Raw genomic sequence first — 26819 nt, forward strand, 5'->3', positions numbered from 1 at the left:
CAGCGCACAATTCAATCTTTCCTACTCCACTTAGTTGTTTCTTCGCTTCTGAACATGCTAGTCAGAATCACAAATTACTTTGTTTCATCTGGCACACTCCTTGCTTAGAACTAGGAACTAAGTTAAGTACACTCTGTAAAAGAACTAATACGAGGAGATAAAAAACCCGACTGGCTACTGGAGCTCGTCGGCGTTTGCTTCTCTCTCGTGCCCCCTTTCGGCTGGCGGGGCGCAACCTACTCAAAATTCGGATTTGCGCAAGATAAAACTACACCGAAAGTGACAAAAAATTCACCCACCACCCGCAAAGCCCACAAAATCAACCCTTAGCGATTTTCACAAAAATCCACCACCTCACCAATCCACCCGCATCACAGCTGGCCAAAATACAATTTTGCCAAATCAACATCCACCACATCCCCAGTAAAATCGCCTAACCGCCAGCCATTTCAGCAAAATATCCAGCCAGAAACTCCCAGCCAACAAAGCCTCCCGCCTCACTCGATGTGAATAAGTGGTGAATAACTCCAGCTGGCTGGTCATCAGCTGAAATCACCAGCGCACGAAACCTCTCCCCAGAAAATTTCAGCCAACTGAGGAGCTGTAGGCAAAAGATCTGTTTCGCTCTTTCAGAGCTTTTTTCTTTAGGGCTCCTTCTCCTTGGGTTGCGTTGCCCCTTCGGGGCTGCCTTACCCAAGGCTAGGCTATTTCACGCCTTCGGCGTAGGCATGCACATAATTAACACGCTGGATATATATTGCGCTGGCCCGAATTAAACCCAGCTAGCATTGGAACCAGCTAGAATCAAACCCAGCTAGCATTATCCCAGCTAGCACTATCCCAGCTAGCATTATCCCAGCTAGCATTGAAACCCAGCCAGCATTGAAACCCAGCCAGAATCAAACCCAGCCAGAATCAAACCCAGCCAGAATCAAACCCAGCCAGCATTAAACCCAGCCAGAATGAAACCCAGCCAGCATTGAAACCCAGCCAGCATTGAGACCCAGCTAGAATGAAACCCAGCTAGAATTGAACCCAGCTAGCAATTGAACCCAGCTAGCAATTGAACCAGCCAGCATTAAACCCAGCTAGCAACTTTAACTTGCTTGGTTCCGTGATTTGCTGGAGAAATTCCCCCGCCATTCGCTGATTTCATTTCCTCATCTAATCTTGTGGCGAAATTTCTGGGCGATAATGTGCAACTTTCATATAAGTAATGTGTTCCATGCTACGTAACCACAAGGAGAGATGAAAGATCACAAGAACATTGAGGATGACCCAATCTGGGATCTCCTAGAAAAAGCCCCTAGCCAGAAAGCCAGCGGGAGCTTCAGCCAAGACGTGCTGCGCAGTGTGCGCATGCTCGAGGATGAAGGAAAATCCCTACCATGGTGGCGGCAGTTTTGGCTACCTCAGGCATTGGCTCTTGGAGCAGCGGCTTGCATTGGTTTTGTTCTGGTCGTTCAGCAGCCAGATGGTGTCGAGCCAGCAGGCATGGCTAATCATCAAAACGAATCATCAATGATTGCGGAGCCAAGTAGCGTAGCGCTTGCTGACTCACTGGTCACCAGTTCAGATAGTGACGAGTTCGGCGAATTGCTGATTGAAGAAACTTTAGCCATTGCGGCGACTAATCCCGATGAATTTACCCGCGGAGAAATTGCCGCGTTGATTGGATTCTAAGCTGGGTGTTAACTAAATATCTCTAGGCGAACCTGCAAACTTCAGCGGGTTCGCCTATTATTTTGCCCACTATTTATCAGCTCGGCACTGCCGCCATATAGCTGAAAGTTTGTTCTGACTGTGTACCTTAAAACAGTGTTTCGGTACTTTCCCTCTTCCCTTCGGAGGAATTTGGGTGTAGTTGAATGGAAACTTTGCACCCATGTCTGAACACACTGTATTAGATCACGTCGACCAATACCTACAAATCGGTAACGAGTATGAATGCTCTGACATTCACTTGGCTACCGCCTCTCCACCAATCTGGCGCCGTCACGGCAAGCTGCAACCCATTTGGGAAGATCACCAGCCTCTCTCAGAAGAGGACATGGATAGACTGACCAAATCATTCCTCAGTGAAAAGGAATGGAATCGCCTGCAAGAGATTGGCGATGTCGACTTTGCCTACCAAAATTCTCTTGGCCGCTTCCGATGTTCGGTGGTTCGCCAGCGCCTAGGCTACGACATCACCGCACGGATGATTAACCCAACGGTGAGAACCATGGCTGAGCTCGGCCTACCAGAAGAATCACTCATTCCTCTCACCCGTTACCAGAACGGACTCATCCTCGTCACCGGCCCTGTGGGATCAGGGAAATCTACCTCGCTGGCCAGCATGATCGACTTCATCAATGCTGACCGAGAAGACCACATCCTGACGCTGGAAGATCCAGTGGAATTTGTCTTTGAATCTAAAGGCTGCCAGATGACCCAGCGTGAGGTGCATACCCACACCGAGTCATTTGAGAAAGCACTGCGCGGCGCCCTGCGTGAAGATCCAGATGTCATCATGGTGGGGGAAATGCGTAACTTGGAGACCATCCAGCTGGCACTCACTGCTGCGGAAACTGGCCACCTTGTTCTCGCCACGCTGCACACTGGTAATGCGCCACGTACCCTCGACCGGGTGCTTGACGTTTTCCCAACTGACCAGCGCGAACAAATCCGCATCATGGTATCCGAATCATTGCGCGGCATCCTCTCACAAGAGCTGGTTCCACGCATCGACGGCCAAGGCCGCGAACTCGCTGTTGAGCTGCTGGTGAATACAGCTGCGGTTTCCAACTGTATTCGCGAAGGTAAAACCTTCATGCTGCCTGGCGTGATGCAGACTGGTAAAAACGTCGGCATGATCACCAAAGATGAATCGCTGCGAGACCTCTACGCTAAAGGGCTCATCAGTGCTGAAGAAGCGCTCTACCGCTGTGAAGAACCTGCGCAGATGAATGCCTTCCTGCAATCGTAACCCGTCATCAAATTTTAACTCATTTTTCTAGACTACTATGGCTACTATCGACGCCCTTTTCCAATATTTGATCGACCAAGGCGGATCCGACTTACACCTCTCAGAAGGCCAACCACCTAAACTTCGTGTGCACGGTGCGGTTTCGGCTATTCCTGAGCAGCCAGTACTCACCCACGAGTACATCAAAGACATGCTCGGTGAGATCTGCGATCCTACTGCCTTTGAAAAATACCTCGAATCAGGCGACCTCGACTTCGCTTACGAGATGAATGAAACCGCACGTTTCCGCTGCAACTACCTGAAGCAACAACACGGCCTCGGCGCAGTTTTCCGTCTCATTCCTACTAAAATCCTCACCCTCGAGCAGCTCAATGTTCCAGAAGTAATCAAAAACTTCGGCCACATGCGCTCAGGATTGGTGCTCGTCACCGGTCCTACAGGCTCTGGTAAATCCACCACGCTGGCTGCGCTGATCGACTACATCAATACCAACTACAACCGCCACATCGTGACGATTGAGGAACCGATTGAGTTTGTTCACACATCCAAGCAATCCATCATCACCCAGCGCGAAGTGCCTATCCAGACACCAAGTTTCGCCGACGGCCTGCGCGCCTCCCTGCGTGAAGATGCCGACATCGTTCTCGTGGGTGAGATGCGTGATTTGGAAACCATTTCCCTCGCGCTCACCGCTGCGGAAACCGGTCTGCTCGTCTTTGGTACCCTGCACACCAACAACGCCCGCAAAACCGTTGACCGTATTGTGGACGTTTTCCCAGCTGACCAGCAGAGCCAAGTGCGCACCATGCTCGCCGCCTCACTCAAAGGGGTAGTTGCCCAGCTGCTGATGAAGCGCAGTGACAAACCTGGCCGCTGCGCGGTCAATGAAATCATGTTCTCCAATACCGCCGTGTCCGCGATTATTCGTGAAGGTAAAACTCAGAAACTCTACGACGTCATCATCGGTGGTAAAGCCGAAGGCATGCAGTTCATGGACGAAGCCATCTGGGAAAAACTCCAGCAAGGCATGGTTTCCCCTGAAGAAGCGTACATGAAAGCGATTGATAAAACTCGCTTCAAACGATTCCTTCCAGCTGAAGCCGCCCATCTTGGCGACGCCTCTGGCGAAAACCCAATGGGACATTAAACTCATCCATTCAGACATTTGCAAAAAGCGTGTGACCAGCTGGTTACACGCTTTTTTTTGATCTTAAAATTAAACCGTTTAGACCAATTAACCAAAACGCCGACATAGATCACACAAAAAGGCAGCTATTTGTCCACGGCTGCGCGTTGATAAACGTGTCTATATAAACTCCCCACATCATCCATCTCACCATCATGAACACTTTGAAAAAATCGATTGCAGCTGGCTTTTTTGCCCTCACAGCTACGGCCATGACGTCGCAGGCGCAGCAGCCCAATATCATCGTCATTCTCACCGACGACATGTGCTACAATGCCATCAGCTACACTGGCGGCCCAGTCGCCACGCCAAACCTAGACAGCCTCTGCACCGAAGGCACCTTTTCCCCACAAGGATACTCTACCCACGCCGTCTGCGCGCCAGCTCGAGCAGGTCTGATGACTGGCCGGTTTCAGGCTAGATTTGGCTACGAAACACTCACTGATACCAACGAGATCGCCAACAAATACGACTACGGCGTGGATACCAATGAAATCATGCTGCCGCAGGTGCTCAAGGAAGTTGGCTACAAAACCAGCTTTTTTGGCAAATGGCACCTTGGAGGCAACGACAAATACGCGCCATTCAACCGCGGATTTGACTACACACTCGGCTTCGAAGGCCGCTGCTCGTACTTCAGACTCAGCTCCGGCAAATACCCACTTCTGAAAAATGGCAAACCCGTCAAAGGGCTCGCCGATGATGTCTACCTCGGCGACTACCTCGCTGAAAATGCCAGCAAGTTCATTCATGAAAATAAGGACACTCCCTTTTTCATGTACTTTGCAGACTATGCCATGCACGGGCCATTTCAGGCACCCAAGGCTGATATTCCCAAAGGAAAACATTCCTACCACGGGCTCGTCAAAGCCTTCGATCGCACCGTAGGCACCCTGCTCACCGCGCTCGATGAAAGCGGCCAGCGCGACAATACCTTGATCTTTTTCATGAGCGACAACGGCGGCATAACCAAAGAAGAAATCATTGAAGCAGGCTTCAACAATGGCCCATTGCGCGGCGGCAAAGCCCGTTATACCGAAGGCGGCATCCGCGTGCCATACGCCATCAGCTGGCCAGCTCAGTTTGGCGGCAAGGGAGATTTTGACTACCCAATCTCATCACTCGACATCTTCCCCACCTCAGTAGCCGCCGCTGGTGGAAAATTGCCAAATGACCGCGAGTACGACGGCATCAACCTACTGCCCTACCTCAAAGGCGAAAAAACCGGGCTGGAAAAACGCACACTCATGTGGCGCGCTATCGACGGCCACGCCATCCGCAAAGGTGACCATAAACTCGTCTGGGTTCGCGACAAAGCCACCACCCGTAAGCTCGACCTCAAAGAAGGCATCAATCCAAAAAAACGCCCTGAGAATTACAAAATCTTGCCGCCACGCTACCAGCACCGCAAACAAGATGGATATTATTTCCCCGCCGAACTCTACAACCTCAGCAAAGATGTAGGCGAAACCAATAACATCGCCGAGCAAAACCCTGAGATCGTCAAGGAACTCATTAAAGAGCTCGACCGCTTCGACAATCTCAGCAGCCAGCCACAATATCAGCTCAATAAATAAACTTCAGCTGGCTCGGAAAGAATCCAGCCAGCTGAACCTTCGTTAGCTCAGAGTCATCTAGCCAGATTTCCATTGATCATCTAACGATCTAATCTATCTTTTTCTCAGATGTCTGAGGAAAAGATAGATCTAGCTAGTAGTGAATATGAGCATGAGCTCGAACCGCCCAAACTAACGGCAAGATCTAAATTCAACACTATATTTCAGATCTCCCTCGCTGGCAGTTGGCTGCTGCTTGACGTTCTGCGCGACGCCCCCTTCCCTTGGCATAAGTATCTAATCATTTTAACTATCATACTTGGCTTTTTTGCGCTCGTCTACGCCCACCGACGAGCTGGCTCACCATTTTCCCACCAGCTCCAACGATTTAATGACTTTTGGAATCGTCCGGTTCAAATCATTCCTAACGAAATCAAAACAATCCAGTTCCGGCGCTGGCCAAAGAAGAGTCCGCGATATCTGATTCGCTGGAATGATCAATCGCTGTCGCTCATTAGCAAAAGTGCCGACGGTAATATCGAGGAAATCGTCCAGTCCAAATGGGACGAGCTCGTCTCTATCATTACCGATCAGGGAGGTTATGATATTCACTTCAAGGGAGGCCGATGCATTCGCCTCTATAATGACGAACTCAGCAAAGAACTCGACGACCAGCTAGAAAAACACCGAAGTAACTAAGCTGCTAACTGGCTGGAAATAAACTTCAGCTGGCTCGGAAAAATTCCAGCCAGCTGAACCTTCGTTAGCTCAGAGTCATCTAGCCAGATTTCCATTGATCACCTAACGATCTAATCTATCTTTTCCTCAGATGTCTGAGGAAAAGATAGATCTAGCTAGTAGTGAATATGAGCATGAGCTCGAGCTCAAGTCACCCGAGCTAACGGCAAGATACATATTCTTCAGAGTATGCCTGTTCGGCTTATGGTTATGGTTATGTTCCCAGTTTTTTCTGCGCTATGGTCGCTTTGAATGGCAGCAATTTCTGTTCTTCCTATCCATCATACTCGGCTTTTATGCGCTCCGCTACGCATGCAAAATAGCCTACCGACGAGCTGGCTCACCATTTGCCCACCAGCTCCAACGATTTGAGGACTTTTGGAAAAGTCCGGTTCAAATCATTCCTAACGAAATCAAAACAATCCAGTTCCGGCGCTGGCCAAAGAAGAGTCCGCGATATCTGATTCGCTGGAATGATCAATCGCTGACGCTCATTAGCAAAACTGCCGACGGTAATATCGAGGAAATCGTTCAGTCCAAATGGGACGAGCTCGCCTCTATCATTACCGACCAGGGAGGTTATGATATTCACTTCAAGGGAGGCCGATACATTCGCCTCTATAATGACCAACTCAGCAAAGAACTCTGCGACCAGCTAGAAAAACACCGAAGCAACTAAGCTGCTAACTGGCTGGAAATACGCTCACACTAACTTCCTCCAGCTAGAACCCACCATCCACGCGCCCGCGGTTCTTTTTGGTTTCGCTGCGCATTTTTTTTGCCTTCTGGCGTCGCTTCTCAGAGCCACGTGTCGGCTTAGTCGCTTTGCGTTTTTTCTGCTCCACAGTCACCCCTTTGATGAGCAAATACAGCCGCCGCAATGCCTCGTCGCGGTTTTTCTCAAAGCTGCGAAATTCCTGCGCTTTGATCACAATCACACCATCTTTAGTCAAGCGCTGGTCGCTCATCGCCAGCAGCCGCTCGCGGTAAAAATCTGGCAATACCTTGGAGTTGGTCACATCAAATCTCAAGTGCGCCGCCGAGCTCACCTTGTTGACATTTTGCCCACCAGCTCCCTGAGATCGCACCCCTTGGATTTCGATCTCATCCGCCGGAAGAGTAAGTTGGTTCGAAATTCTTAACATCTTTTACAAAATCTATCATAACTCATTTCCTCCCAGCTGAAACCTCAAAGATAGCTAAGGCTCGCGACCCTTTTAGAATAAGGGAATAACTGACACTAGAAACCCCAGTTCTAGCCATGTCTCAACCCGTGCATTTGCGCATTCTCTTCTGGGCTGAAAATATCTACCGTCCCGCCCATGAATCATCCACATCTCATCGGCCTGCTCGTTGGCGGCGTTCTGCCAGCCTTTCTGTTTGGCTTGGCCAATCTATTTCAAAAATCAGCCGGCAACCACCCCATCTCCATTGGCATCTACCTGATCATGATCAGCATTGGCGTCGCCATCGTAGGTGCCGTCATCGCCATCACCGGAGACAAACAAAACATCAGCCTAGCGGCAGCACTGCCATCCATCGGCGTTGGGCTCTTCTGGGCCGCTGGTGTCGCCTTTGTTTTTGTCGGCCTCAGGCACTATGGCGCGCCCATTTCCAAGCTGGCTCCGCTGTATAACCTCAATACCCTCGTCACCATCGCCTTCGCTTTATTCATCTTCTCAGAGTGGAAAGATACCAATTTCCCCAGCCTCATCAGTGGCTCGTTTTTCCTCATCCTCGGCGGTGTATTGATCTCCAAATAATCCCGCCGCATCGTCGGCTCAGCCAACAACAAAATCCACCCGACACCGCCTAGTCCAACAAGCGCCAGCTGCAACCGCCAGCAGCCACCAACGGCACCAAGCGCCGGCGCAAAAAAATACCTCTCACCAGAAAACGGAAAAACCGAGCGGACACCCGCCCGCTCGGCCTACCATAATATTGATGAGATAACTAGTATCGAGAGAAAATACCCCACTTCTACATCCACGCAAATGGTTTTTCTCTACAAAAATCTCCCGGGTCAAAAAACACTAAAACCCACCCCAGAAAAACCCAAAACGACCCGACCCCTTTTGCAGCTGATCCCTTTAGTTATCGCAATCTCGCGGGTTATCGCTTTCAGATGCCTGACATCTTTTTCCAGAAAAACCCAAAACGACCCGACCCATTTTGCAGCTGATCTCTTTAGTTATAGGGAATCTCGCGGGTTATCGCTTTCAGATGCCTGACATCTTTTTCTCTCTTTTTCCAGCTGGCTGGGGTTACTGCTAGTCAACTGTTCTCACGCCCCTTCAGGGCTTGTGATCTGTTTGCGGCCCGTCCCCAGCCCTGCGTTGCCCCTTCAGGCCAGCCTTGGACTGGGCTGCAATATCTCGGCCCCTTGGGCCTTTGCTTGAACCTACCGTGACATGCAAAATTCCAGCCAGCGCAAAGTTCCAGCCAGCGCAAAGTTCCAGCCAGCGCAAAGTTCCAGCCAGCGCAAAGTTCCAGCTAGCGCAAAGTTCCAGCTAGCTAGCCCGCAGGGCTAATGGACTTTAGCCGCGGGTCAGCGAGCCCCAGCGAGTGCAACCCGTGGATAACAGCCCCCGATATCGTGTTTCCCGGAGGGAAAATGGATAACCCGGCTACGTGAAGACATTGTTTCTAAAATCACAGCAGACTCGGCGCGTCAGGATGTGCCAGCCGCTAGCTGAAAGCGCCGAAGGATCGGCGCGCTCCAGAGCCTTCGGCCACAGTTGCGATGTCTCATATCGACAATTGGCAGAGCTCGTTTGGACCAGTTATATCAACAATAGGCAGAGCTAGTCTGGGCTAGCACAAAGCTCCAGCTAGCTAGCCCGCAGGGCTAATGGACTTTAGCCGCGGGTCAGCGAGCCCCAGCGAGTGCAACCCGTGGATCCCCGCCCCCGACATCATATTTCCCGGAGGGAAAATGGATAACCCGGCTACGTGAAGACATTGTTTCTAAAATCACAGCAGACTCGGCGCGTCAGGATGTACGAGCCGCTAGCTGAAAGCGCCGAAGGATCGGCGCACTCCGAGAGCCTTCGGCCTCAGTTGCGATGTCTCATATCAACAATTGGCAGAGCTAGTCTGGGTCAGCGCAAGGTTCCAGCTAGCTAGCCCGGAGGGCTAATGGACTTTAGCCGCGGGTCAGCGAACCCCAGCGAGTGCAACCCGTGGATCCCCGCCCCGACATCATATTTCCCGGAGGGAAAATGGATAACCCGGCTACGTGAAGACATTGTTTCTAAAATCACAGCAGACTCGGCGCGTCAGGATGTGCTAGCCGCTAGCTGAAAGCGCCGAAGGATCGGCGCACTCCGAGAGCCTTCGGCCTCAGTTGCGATGTCTCATATCGACAATTGGCAGAGCTCGTTTGGACCAGTTATATCAACAATAGGCAGAGCTAGTCTGGGCCAGCACAAAGCTCCAGCTAGCTAGCCCGCAGGGCTAATGGACTTTAGCCGCGGGTCAGCGAGCCCCAGCGAGTGCAACCCGTGGATCCCCGCCCCCGACATCATATTTCCCGGAGGGAAAATGGAAATCCCAGCTACTCAGAGTCAGGGCACTTCAGTTTCCGCGCCTATCTATTTCTCCTGCTTCTCAGCATGAACCGACTTATCCATCACTTGCGCTTGGACAAGCAGAGCTGCGTCTTTTTTAAACTTCGCGGTGACAGCATTTTCCATCTCAATGAACTCAGCTCCCGGCCTGAAAAAGGTCCTAACTGTGGTCATGATCAATTCAGAATCCGTGGTGCCAAAGCCAGCTTTAAGATCTGCTTCAATGAATTTCAAGCTACTAACATACCTCTTGTGCGCAAAATCAGATACTCCCCCCCCTGCTTCATCAGATGAGGCAAAACAAATGCGCCCTGACCGCCATTCACCACTTTGTATAGAGGTAGTGTGGCAGTTGAAGGGTCGGGTAGATCACCCTGAAATATGGGTGTATGGTACCACTTATCGGCAATAGTCTCCACCTTTCGTATGAACATCAATGAAGGCGCGCACTCATACATCGGCACAATACCAAAACTATGCCCATCCTCAACCAAATCTAGGACATGCACGACGGCTCTAATATTAGATAGATACTGGCCTTCATTAGCGCATACCGCGATTTCATCCTCAACAACCATACCGTCTTTCGACCACAAACATTCCTCAACCTTCAACGACTTAGTCTTACAATCGAGATTTATTTCATTTACCAATACCACGGCATCAGCATAACAGAACAAAAAGGCTAAGTTTCTCGATAAGCCACGGATTTCAAGTGGCTGCGATTGATCAATTCCATCATCATGCCCGAAATGAGCCTGCGATGGCAGAATCATGAGCCCCATCAAAAATATTAAATAATAACAATTTTTCATATTACATTACGGTTGTGAGCAACAAGACTAACACTGAATCAGGTTAGAAATCAAAGATCAATTAGCTGCCTGAAAGACCGAGAGCAAATGAAATCCAGCCAGCGCAAGATTCCAGCTAGCTAGATCATTGTCCTATGGGAAAATGGATCACCTCGGGAAAATACATGCCTCACCCGCGAGGAGAATCCTCTGAAACATGGATTTCAATCCTTTCTGGTCAACGTGCGTTCAGATGCCTGACATTCCTTACGGCAAGTTAGATATTGCTATACTAGCAACCTGCCTATCCATGCTACAATTAGACAGAAGCCTATACCAATGATTTGGGGTATATGAAAACCTGATTTTAAATAATTTTCCTCTGGTGCATCTGGGTTCACCAACAATTTAACAGATGTTCCCTTTTTATAACTTTCTAGAAAAGAATTTAATTTCTTTCGTGAAGTAAAGTGCTGAGGTGTCATCTGTAGAGATACTCCCTCATAGCTGATACCGTTAAATGTATAGTGGCATATAACTTGAGGCTCATACATTTTTTCAGATCCCATCTGAGGCGATCCTTTTCGTGCTGAGTAATAGTCTTGTATTGCTACAGTTTTTATAACCCCTAGCGTCTCCGCATAAGTGGCCCTAGCATAAAGGTGCCCTCCTAGGGTCTTAACGAGTCCGAAACAAGTAAGAATACTTCCACAGATTATAAGATAGCCAAAAAATTTCGCAAATATTGTAAGCTCTACCTTTCAGCAAAAGAAGTCCTCAAGACTGAATCCTCAGCAACATCTACAATCACCAATCCGCCGGAGCCATCACTGACAACAAAGCCTGAATTCAGTAGAGCTTGTAGTTTCTGTACATCATTTAAGGGCAAATAGGTTCCATCAAATGACGGGGGCAACAATCTAGAATTCAAAACCTTTCCTTCGAGCTCGATAAAAATTGATGCTCGGACGCCAGTTTTCAGCGGACTGGCTTTATAATCATCAGCGGATTGATAAAGGACAACTAATTGATGACTGCCATTTCCACCTTCGCCCTTGAAACTCACTTCGCCAACGCAGTAAATATCAGCGAGGGACTTATTCCTGCTGTTTTCTTTATACACTTGGGGGCTTGGGAACAGCTCTTTCGTTTTTGTAAATATTTCGTGAGCTTTCTCATTACTGTCATAAGTATCTGGAGCATGGAATGATAACCACTTATCAAAATCAATATTGGGCTTGGCCAGAGGAAACCTAGCCGCTTGCATTGCCCCAATCCAGCGTTCACTCTTCCCGTCTGGGTCTTCTTCGACTTCAGACCATAACAAGTGAACTGGATGCTCATATATCTCAAGAGATAGCTTAGCCTTAATTTCCTTGAGGTAGGTCAGCTCAGCCTCGATCTTTTCAGCGCTGAGACTCACTTGCGTAAGAAGTAAACTTCCTACATAGATGAATAATTTCTTTAATCTCATTATTGTATGGTGTGAATTTTCAATGGCTCAGTGGGAGCCACCCCAGAGAGATCTCACTTGTCAGCAGTCACCACCGAAAGTGGTTGCTTTGCCATGAGCATCGTCAGCTTGGCTGAGTCTAGCACATACTTCTTCACCACTGCATTATCCAGCGCGAGAAAGTTTTCAGCCCCTAGGGTATAGAACACTTTGATAGAATGATAGATCATTTCTCTGTCTGTGGTGCCAAACATGCTTTTGCCCTTTTTCACCTCATAGGGCTGCCCCATCTCAGCGTAGATGTCGTAGAGCCCTTCCTCTACAGCTTTAGCCTGGTGCGTCATCGTCAGGCGTCCACTACCTGCCATGACACACTTATACACCGCAGCGCCCTTCAAAGTGTCACTTTCAGCGTATGGCCCGAGATCAGTAACACTTTTCAGAAACATAAGGCTTGGAACGTTTCGATAGATTAGCATTTCCCGTTCAGATGGAGCGTCTGTATCATCTGCCACTCGTAACTGTCTCGATTCGTCTTTGTACTGAATAGAATCATTAATGATCACCAACTTAGGCTCTATCTGAGCTCCCTCACGTTGCCAAACAACATCTTGGACATCAACAGCTAAAGAAGCTGGATCTTTCAAACGATCCTCCCGCAAAACAGACACCACAACATCAGAGCTATTGAGCAAGTAGGCGAGGTTATCCCTAACTCCTGTTAGCTCCAGTGGAATTCTATTCCCGTCCTTATCATAGGTAATTTCATCTGAAGCACCGCTAGCAAAGCCCGCCAGTAAAGTACTATTCATGACCACAAACAAACTAAGAAATGCTATAAGCTTCATATTGTTATATACTCTATTATAGAGCGATAACGGATTTATAAGTATCGGACATCATCTAGCAAGTCTGTATTTAGTCTAATACAAATCAGACCCAAAAAAGGCTAACAAACACCAGCTGGATCAGGGCACAACTCGCCCCTAGCCAAAAAAACTAAATCACAGTTCGTCAGCGACGGGCTCAGATGCCAGCCAGCTAGATCTCACTTGTCAGCAGTCACCACCGAAAGTGGTTGCTTTGCCATGAGCTCCGTCAGCTTGGCTGAGTCTAGCACATACTTCTTCACCACTGCATTATCCAGCGCGAGAAAGTTTTCAGCCCCGAGGGTATAGAACACTTTGATAGAATGATAGATCATTTCTCTGTCTGTGGTGCCAAACATGCTTTTGCCCTTTTTCACCACATAGGGCTGAGTCATCTTAGCATAGACATCGAAGGTCCCTTCCTCCGCAGCTTTAGCCTGGTGCGTCATCGTCAGGCATCCACTACCTGCCATGACACACTTATAGACCGCAGCGCCCTTCAAAGTGTTACTTTTCGCGTATGGCCCAAGATCAGTAACACTTTTCAGAAACATAAGGCTTGGAACGTTTTCATAGATTAGCATTTCCCGTTCAGATGGAGCGTCCGTAACATCTGCCGCTCGTAACTGTCTCGATTCGTCTTTGTACTGAATAGAATCATTAATGATCACCAACTTAGGCTCTATCTGAGCTCCCTCACGCTGCCAAACAACATCTTGGACATCAACAGCTAAAGAGGTTGGTTCAGCCTTCAAACGATGCTCCAACAAAACAGAAACCACAACATCAGAGCTATTGAGCAAGTAGGCGAGGTTATTCCTAACTCCTGTTAGTTCAAGGGGAATTCTATTCCCGTCCTTATCATAGGTAATTTCATCTGAAGCACCGCTAGCAAAGCCCGCCAGTAAAGTACTATTCATGACCACAAACAAACTAAGAAATGCTATAAGCTTCATATTGTTATATGCTCTATTATAGAGCGATAACGGATTTATAAGTATCGGACATCATCTAGCAAGTCTGTATTTAGTCTAATACAAATCAGCCCCAAAAAAGCTAACAAACACCAGCTGGATCATTGGCCTATGGGGAAATGGATCACCTCGGGAAAAACACGTGCCTCACCCACGAGGGTGAATCCTCTGGTGCATGGATTTCAATCCTTTCTGGTCAACGTGGGTATACACCTGCGTGGTGGCAATGTCGGCGTGACCTAGCATTTCCTGAATCACTCGCAAATCCGCACCATTCTGCAGCAGATGGGTCGCAAATGAATGGCGCAACAAATGCGGGTAGATTTTGCTATCAAAGCCAGCCAGTTTGGCGCGTTGTTTCACAATCTCACGCACCCGCTCAGAGCTCAGCCTGCCACCGCGGATGCTAAGAAATAACCACGATGCCGTGCGCGATTTCACTAACTCTTTGCGCTCGCTGGCGAGGTATCGTTGAATCGCCTTCAGCGCTTGATCACCAACTGGAACCAAGCGCACCTTCTCCCCTTTGCCCGTCACCCGGATGATGCCTTCGTCGAGGTCGATGTCCTCCAGCCGCACACCACACAGCTCGCTGAGCCGCAGGCCAGATGCGTAAAACAGCTCTAACATCGCCCGGTCTCGTTTACCTAACGACCGAGTCGTATCAATGCTCTCGAGCAGCTGAGCTAGCTGGTTTTCATTCATCGTTTCCGGCAGATGCGTGGTGGTTTTCGGCGCAATCAATGGCTCAGCGGGATCACTAACTAGCTCACCACGCGACTGCAAAAAGCGGAAAAAAATCTTCAAATGCACCACCACAATGCGCTGCGTCGATGGTTGCCAGCCACGCTCTGCCGATTGCGATTTTAAAAACTCACGCAGCTCGTCTACCCCCAGCTCGCGCCATTCAGTTAGCTTACGGTCAGCGGCAAAATCAGCTAGAAAACTCAACGACTGCACCACCGAGCTCTGGTAAGCCTCAGACAAACCACGCTCAATCGCCAAGTGGCGGATAAATAAATCAATTTCTCGCTGCATGCACTAGCATCACAGTCCAGCCAGCTGGTCTGGTCAAGCACCCGATGCCCCGACCTGCGCTAGCTAGCGGATTCAGCACAGCTCTATCATCACCAATCTAGCTGAAAATTTCACCAACTAACACAACAGCTAAAGTAAATCTGCGTAATCTTAGATTAGAACATTTATCTAGCAAGCCGATGCTCCTAGATTTTCATACTATAGAGAAAGGCCCAAGGGGCCGAGATATTCCAGCCCAGTCCAAGGCCGAGCTGAAGGCTCAACGCAGGGCTGGGTTAGAGATCAAAGAAAGTTGGAGGCCTGAAGGGCCGAGAGAAAGTATAGCCCAGCCAACTCAAGTTTCCAGCCAGCTCAAGTTTCCAGCCCTCTCAAATTCCCAGCCAGATTACGTTTCCAGCTAGCTCAAGGTTCTGGCTAGAGCGAATTCTAACTAGCCCGGAGGGCTAATGGACTTTAGCCGCGGGTCAGCGAGCCCAGCGAGCGCAACCCGTGGATAGCCGCCCGTGACATCGTATTTCCCGGAGGGAAAATGGAAAAGTGGGCGACACGGAGGGTAAATGGAAAACCCGGCTACGTGGAGGCATTGTTTTTAAAATCTCAGCTGACTCGGCGCGTCAGGGTGTGCGGACCGCTAGCTGAAAGCGCCGAAGGATCGGCGCGCTCCAAAGCCTGCGGCCGCAGTTGCGATGTTTCATATCGACAATTGGCAGAGCTCGTTTGGTGCTGCTCAAGGTTCCAGCTAGCTAGCCCGGAGGGCTAATGGATTTTAGCCGCGGGTTAGCGAGCCCAGCGAGCACAACCCGTGGTAGCCGCCCATGACATCGTATTTCCCGGAGGGAAAATGGAAAAGTGGGCGACACGGAGGGAAAATGGAAAACCCGGCTACGTGCAGACATTGTTAGTCAAAATCTACACTAAGCTGGGATTAAACTAGCTGTAGATCTATCCATTCCCCAACCCATAAAGCACTCTCATCCCGATCAGCTCCTTATCATCTAATGACATCATAGACTTATATTGAATAAAGAAATCAGCTAGATCATGCAGGAACTGATGAACTTGGCTGTTATACCTCCTAACTAACTCGACATACTCTTGGTCTAAAAGATTAGATACAAGCGTGACGTCAGATAATTCTATCAATGGATATTCCCTATTCGCGCTGGATAATGGGCCATCCTTGCACTCTATCCACTCCCTGCATTTAACTATGAAATGTAGAATATAACCTGCTAAATAATACGTCCTTGGGCTCAGCGGCATATATGATAAAACCGTCCATACGGGAGTTCCCTCACTCGTATACCAAGGAAAAGCATCAAATCGGGAATGCAAAAAAACCTCCTCAAACTCTAGGTATTCATAGTCGCTGTAAAAGAATGATTCAAAGCTCTGCTCACTAGGCACAGCCATTTCTCCCCACACAACTTGCAGTTTATTTTCAAGTGCATTTAGGTCATGGACCAGCTTTGTAAAGTCGTCTTCCATCTATTAAGTCCCAGTCTTTATATTGATATCTAATTTATTGCCGGGGGAACATGAAAATGGGTCCATTAATTATCCTTGAACAAAACCAATACGAATACGCTTTAAGAGATCAGCTTGAGGATAATAGACGCCCTCCTCAATCCCATAACACACAAATCTTTGGGTCTTCTGAGCGATGCCAACATGGATAGATTCAGCTCATATTTTAATTTGTGCGTCTACTTGTCCACATAACAGCTCTTTCAATGATGTCTTTAGTGAGCTTTCCATTCTCCTTCGAGTTCTGAAATATACTTCGACATTTTGACGTCAATCGAGTCCAGATCACAAACAAAGCCTGATTTTGACTCGATTAACAACTTAGGAGTCCCTGTGATTTTAGCGGTTCCCCGCACTTTTGTCTCAGGCGTATTGGGCGACAAGATAACAATTGAGCCGATCGGCGTAATACTCACTGAGCCACTTAATTTACCAGCGAGCTTACTATGAAACTTTCTATCAAGGCTTGCATTCCCCAGCTTTCTATCCGCAGTCACCTTAATATGAATTGGTAGATCTATTGAGTAAGGAATATTCAATGTGGCCTTCTCCCAGCCTTCAATATTGTGAACATTTTCACTCCACCCTGGGGAAGCTGAATTCCTAGAGCCTTCACAATAGGTATATACTCCACTCATAAATACAGCAGCAGGGCTCTCCCCGTTGAGCTGCTTTTTGAGTTTAGTCGCACATGATTTTGCCGCCGCATCAGTTTGTCTATCAAACTCCTTGGCTCCAGCTAGAATCTGCTCTGCTAGATTCGTTGACGCTTTTGCTCTAAGATCAGCGACAAGTGCCGCATCCCATTTTTTTTCCTTCGCCATTTTATCGATCTCAGCTTTCAGCTGTGCTTGTAAAGCGGCTTCATCAATCTTCACGTTTGTCATCAGCTCTTTCATCTTAGCCGATACGCTTTGAGTGAAATCTGCCGTGATTGTGACATCGCAATAGGCTGTCTCGTTTTTCTTAATGCAAACATCGTCAGCAATCACTGATGCGGCGCCAAAGAGCAGGCAGCCTGCCGCCAATATATTTTTAAATATAGATTTCATTAGATTCAATTAGACTGAGTAAGCATCATGCTAGCAGCAAACACAATCATCATTCACGTCAACTTGTTAGCGTAAATCACTAAATTTTCACACCTACTTTGGATTTGTCATTCCTGACGGCACGGTTTCAGCACCTTCATCTTCATGGAGTAGTAAAATTGGCTCACATCAACAAGCAGCTAGCCATCTCAAACTAACACCGCCAGTCCTAACTGGGGAAATACCGACAGCTAGCCCCACCCTCAGTATCTATCTCTTTCTGTTTGACAAAAAATATCTATCGTAAAGAAACGGGATCATCAAAAATGATTAGAGACAGACCCCTTCCTCCTCGAGGATTGGCTCGCGCATATTCAACAGCCGCAATCAAATATTAGGCACCTTTACAACCGCTTACCCTACCATGTACAACACTCTCATTCTGATAGACCCAAGTACTCAGATAAATAGCGACACCCTCGCTGCCGCAATGAAGAAGGCCTTCGCCTCTAGTGAAAATCAATCCCCTGAGCTGATCAGGCAGGGCAATCAACTCACCCTAACTTGGCCGAGTTTCACTCTAAACTTAAACCTAGCAGATGATAGTCACATCCTTGAAGAGTCTCGTGAACTAGCGGCCATGTTCGCCCAAAGTCACGCAAAAGAACATGCCATTGCCTCATGCTCTACACGCGTTGAGATCCATAGCTCCGAGGACCCTTCAATGGCTCACTTCAATGATTTTTGTTTTGCGGTTTCAGCCATCGAACAGCTAGGCACGGTTTACACCTTTGACTCAGGTACGGGTAAGTTTCTAAACCTTGAAACATTAGAGAATAAACCCTTGCCTGCTACATCTCCCGTTATCAGCCCCGCTACATCACTTGGTTCAACTTGGGTATATATCATTATCGCCGTGATTATCATCAGCCTAGCCATCGCTAAGATGTCATTTGGCCAAACAAGCACCTCTAGCCCATCACCCGATAGTGATAAAAAGATGCATTCTGAGGCCTTCGCCAAAGTAGTGAACGAACTCGAGGCAAGCGGCTATTTTAGCCACCTTGCGCCAGACAAACAAATATCAGTAAAAAAATATCTCATCGAGGCGGGCTACTTCTTTCCAGAAGAAACCGAGAGGGTCTTCTCTGCCGATGCGGAAGATTTAGCTGAAATCGGGGTATTCGAATTTATTGGGCAGATATCTCCAGCCTTAGCGGCTAGAGGCGTCTATTTGCCTACACGAGAGCAAGCACTGAGGCCCATGCGAAAGTTAGACGAGTCAACAGGAGAAGTAATTACCTACACTCCGACTCGCTTAGTGCTCGACGACACATTACCGGACGATGGCGACGTAAACTACTTGAGACCATGCAAAGAGAGCCCCAACAGAGACTCGGAAGTATATGAAGTGCAAATCGGCCGCCATACTCAACTTATAATATCTGATAGTTTCCCAAGCGAACTGATATGGGAAGCCGCTATCAACCATACTATAATATTTCTTAATAAGCTCCTTGAAGACGCTAATTCAGAAGATCGAGCTTACGGGCTATACGCAGATAATGATGCTCACATCGTATTACTTTCGCCTCAACAATTTACCCTTATTCAAAAAGGCAACCTCATCCCTGACGGAGAAAAACCTTGGGAAGCTAGGTTGATAAATATCTCACAGTGAAGCGCCCCAAATAGAGTTATTAAATCAAGGCGCTAGACGCATAGATCAGCCTGCCCTGAATTTCCACATCATTGATGAAAGGCCCAAGGGGACGAGATATTACAGCCCAGTCCAAGGCCGAGCTGAAGGCTCAACGCAGGGCTGGGTTAGAGATTAAAGAAAGTTGGAGGCCTGAAGGGCCGAGAGAAAGTATAGCCCAGCTAGCCCAAGATTCCAGCTAGCTAGCCCGGAGGGCTAATGGACTTTAGCCGCGGGTCAGCGAGCCCAGCGAGCGCAACCCGTGGATAGCCGCCCATGACATCGCATTTCCCGGAGGGAAAATGGAAAATCCGGCTGGCTGTATCGCTGGTCAACGGTTGTCTCGCCCCTTCAGGGCTTCTGATCTGTTGGTGGCTATTACCCAGCCCTGCGTTGGGCTTTCAGCCCGGCCTTGGACTGGGCTGGAATCTCTCGGCCCCTTGGGCCTTTTGCTGAACCTAACATGACACCAGCAACCAAAGTCAGATGTAGGAAAGGACCACCGTCCCCCAGCCCACTCAAGTTTCCAGCCCGCTCAAGTTTCCAGCCCGCTCAAGTTTCCAGCCAGATTACGTTTCCAGCTAGCTCAAGGTTCTGGCTAGAGCGAATTCTAACTAGCCCGGAGGGCTAATGGATTTTAGCCGCGGGTCAGCGAGCGCAGCGAGCGCAACCCGTGGATAGCCACCCGTGACATAGCGTTTCCCGGAGGGAAAATGGAAAAGTGGGCGACACGGAGGGTAAATGGAAAACCCGGCTAGGAGGAGGCATTGTTTTTAAAATCTCAGGTGACTCGGCGCGTCAGGGTGTGCCAGCCGCTAGCTGAAAGCGCCGAAGGATCGGCGCACTCCAAAGCCTGCGGCCTCAGTTGCGATGTTTCATATCGACAATTGGCAGAGCTCGTTTGGTGCAGCCTTGCGGGAAAATCCTGCATTTTTAGGCATTTGCAGAAATAAAATTAGCGTCGACCAGCGGGCACCTGAGATGCCAGCCATTCAGCCATTCAGCCATTCAGCCATTCAGCCATTCAGCCATTCAGCCATTCAGCCATTCAGCCATTCAGCCATTCACGACTCAGCAATCCAGCAGACTAAGCAGCGGATTGTGGTTCCACCTCGAGTGGTGAGAGTCGGCGGAAGTGGACCACACCGACACGGCGGCCGTTTGTATTGGTCACTTTGGCTTCGTAGCCGGAGACGATGAGGCTTTCGCCGGGTTTGGGGATGCGGCCCATCTGGCGGGTGATGTAGCCACCGACGGTGCTGACTTCGCCGCTTTCCAGCGTCAGCTCAGGTTCTAGCCCGCTGAGTTCGTTGAGTGTGAGCCCGCCTTCGCAGACAAACTCACCTTCGGTGATGCGGCGGAATGATACTGATTCGTTATCAAATTCATCGTGAATGTCGCCGACGAGTTCTTCGATCACATTGTCGAGGAAGACGAGGCCAACGGGATCGCCAAACTCATCCACCACCATAGCGAGGTGGGCGTGTTCTTTGAGGAAAAACTGCAGCAGACCATCGAGGCGCATGGTCTCAGGCACTACTTTGAGCTCGCGCTTGATGCTCATGAGGTCTGGGTCTTCAGCGCTCACTAGCTTGAGGATGTCTTTGATGTGGATCAGCCCCAGGGCGCGGTCGAGATGACCTTTGACGATAGGAAAACGGGTATGCTTCGAGCGCGTGGCGGTTTCAATATTTTCCTGAAATGGCGCGTCTACATCGAGCACAATCACCTCGCTGCGCGGTGTCATTACGTCTTTTACCGACAGGTCGTTGAGCTCGAGCGCGTTGATCAGGATCTCGCGCTCGGTATCGGTGACTTCGTCTTGTTTGCCACTTTCGGCTACCAGCTCGGCGAGTTCTTCCGCGCTGTGGGCGAGGTCTGACTCACTCACTGGCTCGATGCGCAGGATGTATTTTAAAATAACATCAGCGGCCCACTGCAGCGGTTTGATCACTTTGGTGGAGAACCACGCAAAGGCGAGCAGCGGACGCGCCAGCCAGAGCGCTGTAGGCTGCGCAAATCGGATGCCAATGGTGCGCGGGATCAGCTCACCCAGAACGACGTGCAAGACCGCCAGACACATGAATGAGGCAATCAAAGCCACCACATAGATGCCCATGCCGCCAAAGATGGCGAAGTCTGAGAAAATAGGAGCGAGGAAGCTGGTGGCAAATGGCTGGCCCATAAACCCTAGCGCCAGCGAGCTCAGGGTGATGCCCCATTGGCAGACCAGCTGGTATTCAGATAAATTGTCGGCAATCGCCAGAGCGGCACGGATGCGCTTGGTGGGGCCAGTGCGCTCGTCTAGCTGAGATTTCAGCTGCGCTGGACGCACTTTGACAATGGCGTACTCAGCCGCCACAAAAAGGGCATTGAGAAATAATAATACCGCTACACCAGCGGTGTACCACGCTAGCTCGCCGGTGAATAAATCACGCGGGATAGCGAGAGCGCTTGGCGGGAGAGCTGACAAGCAGTCAGAAACACAAGATTCAGCAGCCACAATGGTCGTAGACTCGTGCATGCTTACATCTTTTCATAAACTCCATCATCGCGCTTCTCGAGCACGGTGAAACCAGCCTTCTTGGCATCGGTTTGGGAAAACGGCTTAGTCACCGTAGGAGTATTGATTTTACTAATGACTTTGCGCACAGGGTGGCGGCAAAGCGGACACTTTTCAAGTGGTGGCCGATCAACAGGACGACGTAATTCAAATCCACGCGAGCATCTAGGACAACTGTGCTCTGGGTCGTCGGGCTGTTCAGAAAGGTATTCGTAAATTGGCATAAATAGGACGCAAGGTGGGGATTTTCACCCACCTTGCGCCGAAATAATAACACGTGCTGAGAATAAATTACCAGCTCGATTTTGTAACTCCTGGGATCAGACCGTGAGACGCGAGCTCACGGAAGCTGATACGGGAGAGCTTGAAGCGACGGAGGTAACCATGACGGCGACCTGTCACTGCACAGCGATTAACAACACGAGTAGGGCTAGCATCGCGTGGCAGCATGCTCAGGCCGATGTAGTCTTTCTCGTCCTTGAGTTGCTGACGGAGCTTTGCATACTTCTCAACAGTCTTCTTTTTGCGCTCGTTGCGCGCGATCCAGCATTTCTTAGCCATAGAGGAGGCGGTGTTTAATGGTTTTCAGCCGATAAGCAAGGCTTTTTTAAAAAGTTTTGCATTTCAGCCAATATTTTTATTTTTTGCGAGCTTCTTCATCCAAGAAGATTTCAGCCATTCTGAAGCTTCGACGCGCTAACTCTCGCGCATCTTTGTCTTGAATCAAGGCCAATCCTTCTTCGTTAACTTCTCCGTAGAATATTTTCCATGCACACTTCGAGAGTTTCTCGGGGTCGTACTTAGGTTTTTGCGGTTCCGCAGGCTTTTGTTCACCATCATTGCCGCGGTTGCGGTTGCGTCCGCGGTTACGTCCACGGCGTTGGTTTGGCTGATCACCAGATTGCTCTTGGTTATCGTTGCCCTCAGCTGCTGGCTGGTCACCGGCTGCATTCCCTGCCGCTGGCTGCTCGCCACCGTCTTGTTGAGCTTGCTGCTGGTTCTGCTGCGCTTTTTTGCCGCCCTTGCGAGCTGCTTGTTTTTTGCGCTGCTGGCCTTTGCCTGAGTTTTCCTGTGCTTCGCCAGCTGGCTCAGCATTGCCGTCAGCGGCTTGCTGGTCAGACTGCTTGGCTTCGCGGCTGCGTGCATCACGCACACCCACTACAGGTCCTTTGCTCTCGCCGGCATCTGCTGGCTTAGCTGGCTCTTTTGAGGCAGGCTTGGCGGCAGGCTCTTCCTTAGCTGGCTCAGCAGCCGCAGCTGGTGCACTAGAAGCAGGCACCTTCAATGGCTCTGAGGACACTGGAATCACTCTGCTCTCCACAACTACCACAGGCTTTTCAGCTGCAGGCTTAGTCACAGGTGCTTTCTCTGATTTTGGCTCACTAGAGCTCGCAGGAACATCTTCCACAGGAGCTTTTGGTGTTTCAGAGGCGGCCACATTTGCAGAAAAGAGTTCGGGAGTTTCAGCGGCGGCTTCAGCTTCACTCTGGCGAGCGGCTTTCTTAGCAGCAGCTTTTCTCGTATTTTTTTTCTTTGCCGGAACTTGCTGGGCGTCGGATGTCTCCTCGCTCACTGGCAATTCTTCGGCTTTTGATTCTTCTGTCATTCTTTATCGGGATGAGGCTGTGAGAATGCGCAAGATATTCGTTGTGTAAAGATCAATTGTCCCGCCACTAGCAATCGTGAGAAATTTCCTCCTACGCGTTCACTCTCACAGGAACCCAACAAAAATCACCGCACCTGAATCATTGTCAAAATAACCATTCCTGATATGCCTTTAAGCATGCAAAATGAGATCGTTTCGTGGCTCCAACAACTTGTCCAAACACCCAGTGTGAACCCACTGCACAGCCAAAATCCTGACCACGCTGGAGAAGCGCGCATGGCCAAGGTCGTTAGCCAATTTCTCACCGAGGCCGGCTTTGATGTCACTCTGGAAGAAGTGGAACCAGGCCGCTGTAATGTCATTGCCCGCTGCCCTGGACCAGCTGACCGACCACGGATCTTTTTTGGCCCCCATCTGGATACCGTCAGCGTCAAAGGCATGACCATCGAGCCATTTTCTGGTGAAATCCGCGACGGCAAGCTGTGGGGACGAGGCGCCTCCGATACCAAAGGCCCCATGGCCGCCATGCTCATGGCGCTGAAAAACTGCGCCGACCACCTGAAAACTTCCGCCGTCGCTGCCGATTTTGTCGGCTTTGTCAGCGAGGAAACCGACCAAGCTGGGGCAAAACATTTTGCCAAAAATCACGCCGATGAATACAACTTTGCCGTCGTCGGTGAGCCCACCTCACTGCAAGTCGTCAACGTCACCAAAGGGTGCCTGTGGGCACAGCTAGACGCCACAGGAGTCGCCACTCACGCGTCGCAGCCGCATCTCGGGGAAAATGCCGTGCTCAAGCTCTGCAGCGCACTCACCGCCCTGCAGGCACAATTTGCTCCGCAGCTGGCAGAATTCACCCACCCAGTGCTCGGCGCCACCAGCCTGAACATTGCCACCATGCAAGGCGGCACGCTGCCCAATATCGTGCCAGCCGCAGCCAGCGCGCGGCTCGACATCCGCTTCACCCCCAGCCTGCATGACGCCGGCGGACCATTCGCCCTGCTGGAAAAATTCCTCCACGACTACCCGCTAGACATCAGCGCCAAATCACTCACCTGCAACCCACCCATGGAAGTGGCCGCAGATCACCCGATGATCACCAAACTCTGTGCCGCTGGCCCAGCCACCAGCTGCACCGGCGCACCGTGGTTCTCAGACGCCGCCCACCTCAATGCCGGCGGCATCCCCGCCATCTGCATCGGCCCCGGATCCATCGACCAAGCTCATACCTGCGACGAATTCATCCAGCTCGACGATCTCGAAGATGGGCTCACATTTTTTGAAAAATTCATCCGCTCGCTGTAAAAATCAATGAGGGCAATCAAAGCCAACAGCTAGCTAGCTAGACGATCTATTCCAGCTGGAAAACTCCGCCGAAAATAACAAATCGTCCCAGCTAGCCCATACATCGCTGATTCACGCCAGCTAGATTTCGCAATACGCCGCAGGCGTTAAACAGCCTAGCCTAGCGTAAGGCAGCTCCGAAGGAGCAACGCAACGCTGGGTCAAGACGACAACTCAAACAGAAGCTCCAGCGGAGCGAGACAGCTCGACAGGCGTCAAACTAGCTGGCAACCCCGCCACCAACGAACTCCACGGCTTCCATTTTACCTTCGGCAAATCCATACTAGCTGCGTCCAACCACGGGGGCGCTCGCAAGCTCGCTTACCCGCGGCTACAATCTTATGAGCCCTTCGGGCTTTCCGCTTCTCAGGCTACAGGAAAACAACTAACATCTACAGGCGCACGATGTCATAGACCATCACAGCTGAATAAACCTACCACAGCTTAAGCCTTGTCGGCTAAGTCTAGCTAGCTAATCATTAGGGCGCTCATTCACCGCTTCTCATGCCTAACTCTCGACATTAAACATTGAGGCGCCCACTCACTAACAACGGGGGAATGCCCGACCTATTGCTCCAAAACCATGCCATCACCTAAGCATCCAGCCTGCCCTCATTGCGCCAGCTCTGATATTGCGCCGTCCGCTAAAAAATATCGTCTCTACCCGAGCGCTCTGGTCTCCATTTTTGGTTTTGTACTGGCAATCTTTCACCGAGCGTCACTGTCTAACAACTACCTCTGCAATGACTGCCTAACACCCTTCTCCCGGCGCAGCAAAGCAGCTGGCTGTTACTACGCCCTATTTATCTTAGGCCTCATTCCTCTGGCCCTTTTCAGCTCCATAATCATTCTCACCTTATTGTTAGGCAGATAGTGCTTAGCGCAAGAATAGCTAGCTAGACGCTCTAATGATTATAGCCCGCAGGGCTGCCAGACTTTAGCCGCGGGTCAGCGAGCCCTGCGAGTGCAACCCGTGGATCCCTAGCAGCAGGTTGGTTCCCCGTAGGGGAAATGGAAGCGATACAATTCACCCTGCTCAACTTTCTTACTAGACGGAGGTCGATCACCTAAGCAAATGGTATCATTGATCGTTAGTAAGATCATGCCTGATAGATTCCAGATTAATAGCTTAGCCAAAAGCACCCCATCAAGCAGCCCATCAAGCAGCCTTGTCATTTCAGACAGAAAACATCTAACTGAATAAGTTAACCATGGATTTCACCAAGATAAACCAGCGAGTATTTGATAGAGCAATACGCCTATCATTATTGTTAGTTCTCATTTGGACGCCTACTCTATTAGCTAGGGAAAACAAGAAGCCACCTGAAGTAGTGATGGGGAAATACGATACAGATGTTATTTTCTATTTTGTCAGCCAAGAACGAGTTCCATTAGAAGCGAGCAAATATATGCAAAGCCTGCCAGCAGACAGTATCTCTAAGATATTTGACATGTTGAATACTAAGAAAATTTACGGCGGAGGAGGAATTAGGATCTATAGTTTGGCTTTTGCTCAAATGATGCGTTTCGAAGAAGAGTCAATAGATTGGAATAGGAATGAGGTGATGCCAAAAGTAGTTCGCTTTTTAGATGGATGCTTAGAAGCAGGGCATGGCATAACAGTCGCTTTCGCTCTATCTAAGTTCCCAGCGAACCAGCTCTATGAGGCGAACCTTGTGACTTTTGCAAAAAAATGTGAACTCAGTGATGATGTTTGTGCAAGTATACAGGGACGAGCATACCAAGAAGCCTATGCAGCACATCAAAAAACTCTATCCGGACAGAAGACCAAGTGAAACAGTAGGCGCCCTTTTACTTATAGCCCAGTCCCGCCACATCCCCCCACTACCACGGGAGCTCAAGCACCTAGCAGCTGGTTAATTTGCGGGCTGGCTGCATGAACT

At 49.7% G+C, this 26819-nt stretch carries 25 protein-coding genes; 11 read left to right on the plus strand and 14 right to left on the minus strand.

The window, feature by feature from the left end; all coding sequences use genetic code 11:
* Positions 1-1248: 1248 nt before the first annotated feature.
* The 6 genes from JIN82_RS12325 (at position 1249) to JIN82_RS12350 (ending at position 7127) form a co-directional block, all read left to right on the plus strand.
* The gene (locus tag JIN82_RS12325; RefSeq protein ID WP_200311954.1) at positions 1249-1683 is read left to right on the plus strand and encodes a hypothetical protein; all 435 of its coding nucleotides are present in this window, start codon (positions 1249-1251) and stop codon (positions 1681-1683) included.
* 202 nt (positions 1684-1885) lie between these two features.
* On the plus strand, positions 1886-2968 hold the full coding sequence (locus tag JIN82_RS12330) for a type IV pilus twitching motility protein PilT (RefSeq protein WP_200311955.1): 1083 nt from the start codon (positions 1886-1888) through the stop codon (positions 2966-2968).
* A 37-nt stretch (positions 2969-3005) separates the two neighbouring features.
* Entirely contained in the window at positions 3006-4115 is a 1110-nt protein-coding gene (locus JIN82_RS12335; protein ID WP_200311956.1) for a type IV pilus twitching motility protein PilT, read from the plus strand.
* 194 nt (positions 4116-4309) lie between these two features.
* A complete protein-coding gene (locus JIN82_RS12340) occupies positions 4310-5731 on the plus strand; it encodes a sulfatase-like hydrolase/transferase (RefSeq protein ID WP_200311957.1) in 1422 nt (473 codons plus the stop codon).
* Between the two features lie 108 nt (positions 5732-5839).
* Complete coding sequence (locus tag JIN82_RS12345; protein ID WP_200311958.1) at positions 5840-6409, plus strand: hypothetical protein; 570 nt, start codon at positions 5840-5842, stop codon at positions 6407-6409.
* Between the two features lie 130 nt (positions 6410-6539).
* Positions 6540-7127, plus strand: coding sequence for a hypothetical protein (locus JIN82_RS12350; RefSeq protein ID WP_200311959.1), 588 nt, complete (start codon positions 6540-6542; stop codon positions 7125-7127).
* A gap of 43 nt (positions 7128-7170) precedes the next feature.
* On the opposite strand, the gene arfB is transcribed toward JIN82_RS12350, so the two are convergent.
* Positions 7171-7593: an alternative ribosome rescue aminoacyl-tRNA hydrolase ArfB gene (arfB, locus tag JIN82_RS12355; protein ID WP_200311960.1), complete on the minus strand. Its 423-nt coding sequence runs from the start codon at positions 7591-7593 to the stop codon at positions 7171-7173.
* A gap of 177 nt (positions 7594-7770) precedes the next feature.
* On the opposite strand from arfB, the gene JIN82_RS12360 reads away from it, so the two are divergent.
* Positions 7771-8211: a hypothetical protein gene (locus tag JIN82_RS12360; protein WP_200311961.1), complete on the plus strand. Its 441-nt coding sequence runs from the start codon at positions 7771-7773 to the stop codon at positions 8209-8211.
* A 1830-nt stretch (positions 8212-10041) separates the two neighbouring features.
* On the opposite strand, the gene JIN82_RS12365 is transcribed toward JIN82_RS12360, so the two are convergent.
* The 9 genes from JIN82_RS12365 to JIN82_RS12405 all read right to left on the minus strand — a co-directional run bounded on the left by JIN82_RS12365 (position 10042) and on the right by JIN82_RS12405 (position 17724).
* Entirely contained in the window at positions 10042-10251 is a 210-nt protein-coding gene (locus JIN82_RS12365; RefSeq protein ID WP_200311962.1) for a hypothetical protein, read from the minus strand.
* Positions 10248-10793, minus strand: a complete 546-nt coding sequence (locus tag JIN82_RS12370; RefSeq protein WP_200311963.1) for a hypothetical protein — start codon at positions 10791-10793, stop codon at positions 10248-10250. The genes JIN82_RS12365 and JIN82_RS12370 overlap by 4 nt, the downstream gene beginning before the upstream one ends.
* A 305-nt stretch (positions 10794-11098) precedes the next feature.
* Positions 11099-11557 carry a DUF3592 domain-containing protein gene (locus JIN82_RS17735; protein WP_200312072.1) on the minus strand — a complete coding sequence of 153 codons (459 nt, stop codon included), beginning with the start codon at positions 11555-11557 and terminating at the stop codon, positions 11099-11101.
* Between the two features lie 8 nt (positions 11558-11565).
* Positions 11566-12285 carry a hypothetical protein gene (locus JIN82_RS12380; protein WP_200311964.1) on the minus strand — a complete coding sequence of 240 codons (720 nt, stop codon included), beginning with the start codon at positions 12283-12285 and terminating at the stop codon, positions 11566-11568.
* 53 nt (positions 12286-12338) lie between these two features.
* Complete coding sequence (locus tag JIN82_RS12385) at positions 12339-13076, minus strand: hypothetical protein (protein ID WP_200311965.1); 738 nt, start codon at positions 13074-13076, stop codon at positions 12339-12341.
* A 236-nt stretch (positions 13077-13312) separates the two neighbouring features.
* Positions 13313-14089 (minus strand): hypothetical protein, encoded by a 777-nt coding sequence (locus JIN82_RS12390; protein ID WP_200311966.1) that lies wholly within the window; start codon positions 14087-14089, stop codon positions 13313-13315.
* A 165-nt stretch (positions 14090-14254) separates the two neighbouring features.
* Complete coding sequence (xerA, locus tag JIN82_RS12395) at positions 14255-15145, minus strand: site-specific tyrosine recombinase/integron integrase (RefSeq protein ID WP_200311967.1); 891 nt, start codon at positions 15143-15145, stop codon at positions 14255-14257.
* Between the two features lie 942 nt (positions 15146-16087).
* Positions 16088-16633, minus strand: a complete 546-nt coding sequence (locus JIN82_RS12400) for a hypothetical protein (RefSeq protein ID WP_200311968.1) — start codon at positions 16631-16633, stop codon at positions 16088-16090.
* Between the two features lie 254 nt (positions 16634-16887).
* Positions 16888-17724, minus strand: coding sequence for a hypothetical protein (locus JIN82_RS12405; protein ID WP_234041994.1), 837 nt, complete (start codon positions 17722-17724; stop codon positions 16888-16890).
* Positions 17725-18127: 403 nt separating this feature from the next.
* On the opposite strand from JIN82_RS12405, the gene JIN82_RS12410 reads away from it, so the two are divergent.
* On the plus strand, positions 18128-19384 hold the full coding sequence (locus JIN82_RS12410) for a hypothetical protein (RefSeq protein ID WP_200311970.1): 1257 nt from the start codon (positions 18128-18130) through the stop codon (positions 19382-19384).
* Between the two features lie 1105 nt (positions 19385-20489).
* Here JIN82_RS12410 and JIN82_RS12415 read toward each other — a convergent pair.
* The 4 genes from JIN82_RS12415 to JIN82_RS12430 form a co-directional block, all read right to left on the minus strand.
* A complete protein-coding gene (locus JIN82_RS12415; protein ID WP_200311971.1) occupies positions 20490-21926 on the minus strand; it encodes a hemolysin family protein in 1437 nt (478 codons plus the stop codon).
* A gap of 2 nt (positions 21927-21928) precedes the next feature.
* The gene (locus JIN82_RS12420; protein ID WP_200311972.1) at positions 21929-22189 is read right to left on the minus strand and encodes an FmdB family zinc ribbon protein; all 261 of its coding nucleotides are present in this window, start codon (positions 22187-22189) and stop codon (positions 21929-21931) included.
* A gap of 67 nt (positions 22190-22256) precedes the next feature.
* Complete coding sequence (gene rpsN, locus JIN82_RS12425) at positions 22257-22526, minus strand: 30S ribosomal protein S14 (protein WP_200311973.1); 270 nt, start codon at positions 22524-22526, stop codon at positions 22257-22259.
* A 76-nt stretch (positions 22527-22602) separates the two neighbouring features.
* Positions 22603-23571 carry a hypothetical protein gene (locus JIN82_RS12430; RefSeq protein ID WP_200311974.1) on the minus strand — a complete coding sequence of 323 codons (969 nt, stop codon included), beginning with the start codon at positions 23569-23571 and terminating at the stop codon, positions 22603-22605.
* A 177-nt stretch (positions 23572-23748) separates the two neighbouring features.
* Between JIN82_RS12430 and JIN82_RS12435 the strand changes: the two genes are divergently transcribed.
* The 3 genes from JIN82_RS12435 (at position 23749) to JIN82_RS12445 (ending at position 26711) form a co-directional block, all read left to right on the plus strand.
* A complete protein-coding gene (locus JIN82_RS12435; protein WP_200311975.1) occupies positions 23749-24876 on the plus strand; it encodes a M20 family metallopeptidase in 1128 nt (375 codons plus the stop codon).
* Positions 24877-25498: 622 nt separating this feature from the next.
* Entirely contained in the window at positions 25499-25789 is a 291-nt protein-coding gene (locus tag JIN82_RS12440; RefSeq protein ID WP_200311976.1) for a hypothetical protein, read from the plus strand.
* A gap of 337 nt (positions 25790-26126) precedes the next feature.
* Positions 26127-26711 carry a hypothetical protein gene (locus JIN82_RS12445; protein WP_200311977.1) on the plus strand — a complete coding sequence of 195 codons (585 nt, stop codon included), beginning with the start codon at positions 26127-26129 and terminating at the stop codon, positions 26709-26711.
* Positions 26712-26819: the final 108 nt, after the last annotated feature.

This window comes from Persicirhabdus sediminis (assembly GCF_016595495.1).
Classification (GTDB): Bacteria; Verrucomicrobiota; Verrucomicrobiia; order Verrucomicrobiales; family Akkermansiaceae; genus Persicirhabdus; species Persicirhabdus sediminis.

What these genes read in the sequence shown, in the direction of transcription:
- JIN82_RS12380 (WP_200311964.1), bottom strand. Translation starts at nt 12,285, where the DNA reads ATGAGATTAAAGAAATTATTCATCTATGTAGGAAGTTTACTTCTTACG.
- JIN82_RS12415 (WP_200311971.1), bottom strand. Translation starts at nt 21,926, where the DNA reads ATGCACGAGTCTACGACCATTGTGGCTGCTGAATCTTGTGTTTCTGAC.
- xerA (WP_200311967.1), bottom strand. Translation starts at nt 15,145, where the DNA reads ATGCAGCGAGAAATTGATTTATTTATCCGCCACTTGGCGATTGAGCGT.
- JIN82_RS12445 (WP_200311977.1), top strand. Translation starts at nt 26,127, where the DNA reads ATGGATTTCACCAAGATAAACCAGCGAGTATTTGATAGAGCAATACGC.
- arfB (WP_200311960.1), bottom strand. Translation starts at nt 7,593, where the DNA reads ATGTTAAGAATTTCGAACCAACTTACTCTTCCGGCGGATGAGATCGAA.
- JIN82_RS12410 (WP_200311970.1), top strand. Translation starts at nt 18,128, where the DNA reads ATGTACAACACTCTCATTCTGATAGACCCAAGTACTCAGATAAATAGC.
- JIN82_RS12430 (WP_200311974.1), bottom strand. Translation starts at nt 23,571, where the DNA reads ATGACAGAAGAATCAAAAGCCGAAGAATTGCCAGTGAGCGAGGAGACA.
- JIN82_RS12370 (WP_200311963.1), bottom strand. Translation starts at nt 10,793, where the DNA reads ATGATTCTGCCATCGCAGGCTCATTTCGGGCATGATGATGGAATTGAT.
- JIN82_RS12420 (WP_200311972.1), bottom strand. Translation starts at nt 22,189, where the DNA reads ATGCCAATTTACGAATACCTTTCTGAACAGCCCGACGACCCAGAGCAC.
- JIN82_RS12360 (WP_200311961.1), top strand. Translation starts at nt 7,771, where the DNA reads ATGAATCATCCACATCTCATCGGCCTGCTCGTTGGCGGCGTTCTGCCA.
- JIN82_RS12330 (WP_200311955.1), top strand. Translation starts at nt 1,886, where the DNA reads ATGTCTGAACACACTGTATTAGATCACGTCGACCAATACCTACAAATC.
- JIN82_RS12385 (WP_200311965.1), bottom strand. Translation starts at nt 13,076, where the DNA reads ATGAATAGTACTTTACTGGCGGGCTTTGCTAGCGGTGCTTCAGATGAA.
- rpsN (WP_200311973.1), bottom strand. Translation starts at nt 22,526, where the DNA reads ATGGCTAAGAAATGCTGGATCGCGCGCAACGAGCGCAAAAAGAAGACT.
- JIN82_RS12440 (WP_200311976.1), top strand. Translation starts at nt 25,499, where the DNA reads ATGCCATCACCTAAGCATCCAGCCTGCCCTCATTGCGCCAGCTCTGAT.
- JIN82_RS12335 (WP_200311956.1), top strand. Translation starts at nt 3,006, where the DNA reads ATGGCTACTATCGACGCCCTTTTCCAATATTTGATCGACCAAGGCGGA.
- JIN82_RS12435 (WP_200311975.1), top strand. Translation starts at nt 23,749, where the DNA reads ATGCAAAATGAGATCGTTTCGTGGCTCCAACAACTTGTCCAAACACCC.
- JIN82_RS12340 (WP_200311957.1), top strand. Translation starts at nt 4,310, where the DNA reads ATGAACACTTTGAAAAAATCGATTGCAGCTGGCTTTTTTGCCCTCACA.
- JIN82_RS12350 (WP_200311959.1), top strand. Translation starts at nt 6,540, where the DNA reads ATGTCTGAGGAAAAGATAGATCTAGCTAGTAGTGAATATGAGCATGAG.
- JIN82_RS12345 (WP_200311958.1), top strand. Translation starts at nt 5,840, where the DNA reads ATGTCTGAGGAAAAGATAGATCTAGCTAGTAGTGAATATGAGCATGAG.
- JIN82_RS12405 (WP_234041994.1), bottom strand. Translation starts at nt 17,724, where the DNA reads ATGAAATCTATATTTAAAAATATATTGGCGGCAGGCTGCCTGCTCTTT.
- JIN82_RS12325 (WP_200311954.1), top strand. Translation starts at nt 1,249, where the DNA reads ATGAAAGATCACAAGAACATTGAGGATGACCCAATCTGGGATCTCCTA.
- JIN82_RS12390 (WP_200311966.1), bottom strand. Translation starts at nt 14,089, where the DNA reads ATGAAGCTTATAGCATTTCTTAGTTTGTTTGTGGTCATGAATAGTACT.
- JIN82_RS12400 (WP_200311968.1), bottom strand. Translation starts at nt 16,633, where the DNA reads ATGGAAGACGACTTTACAAAGCTGGTCCATGACCTAAATGCACTTGAA.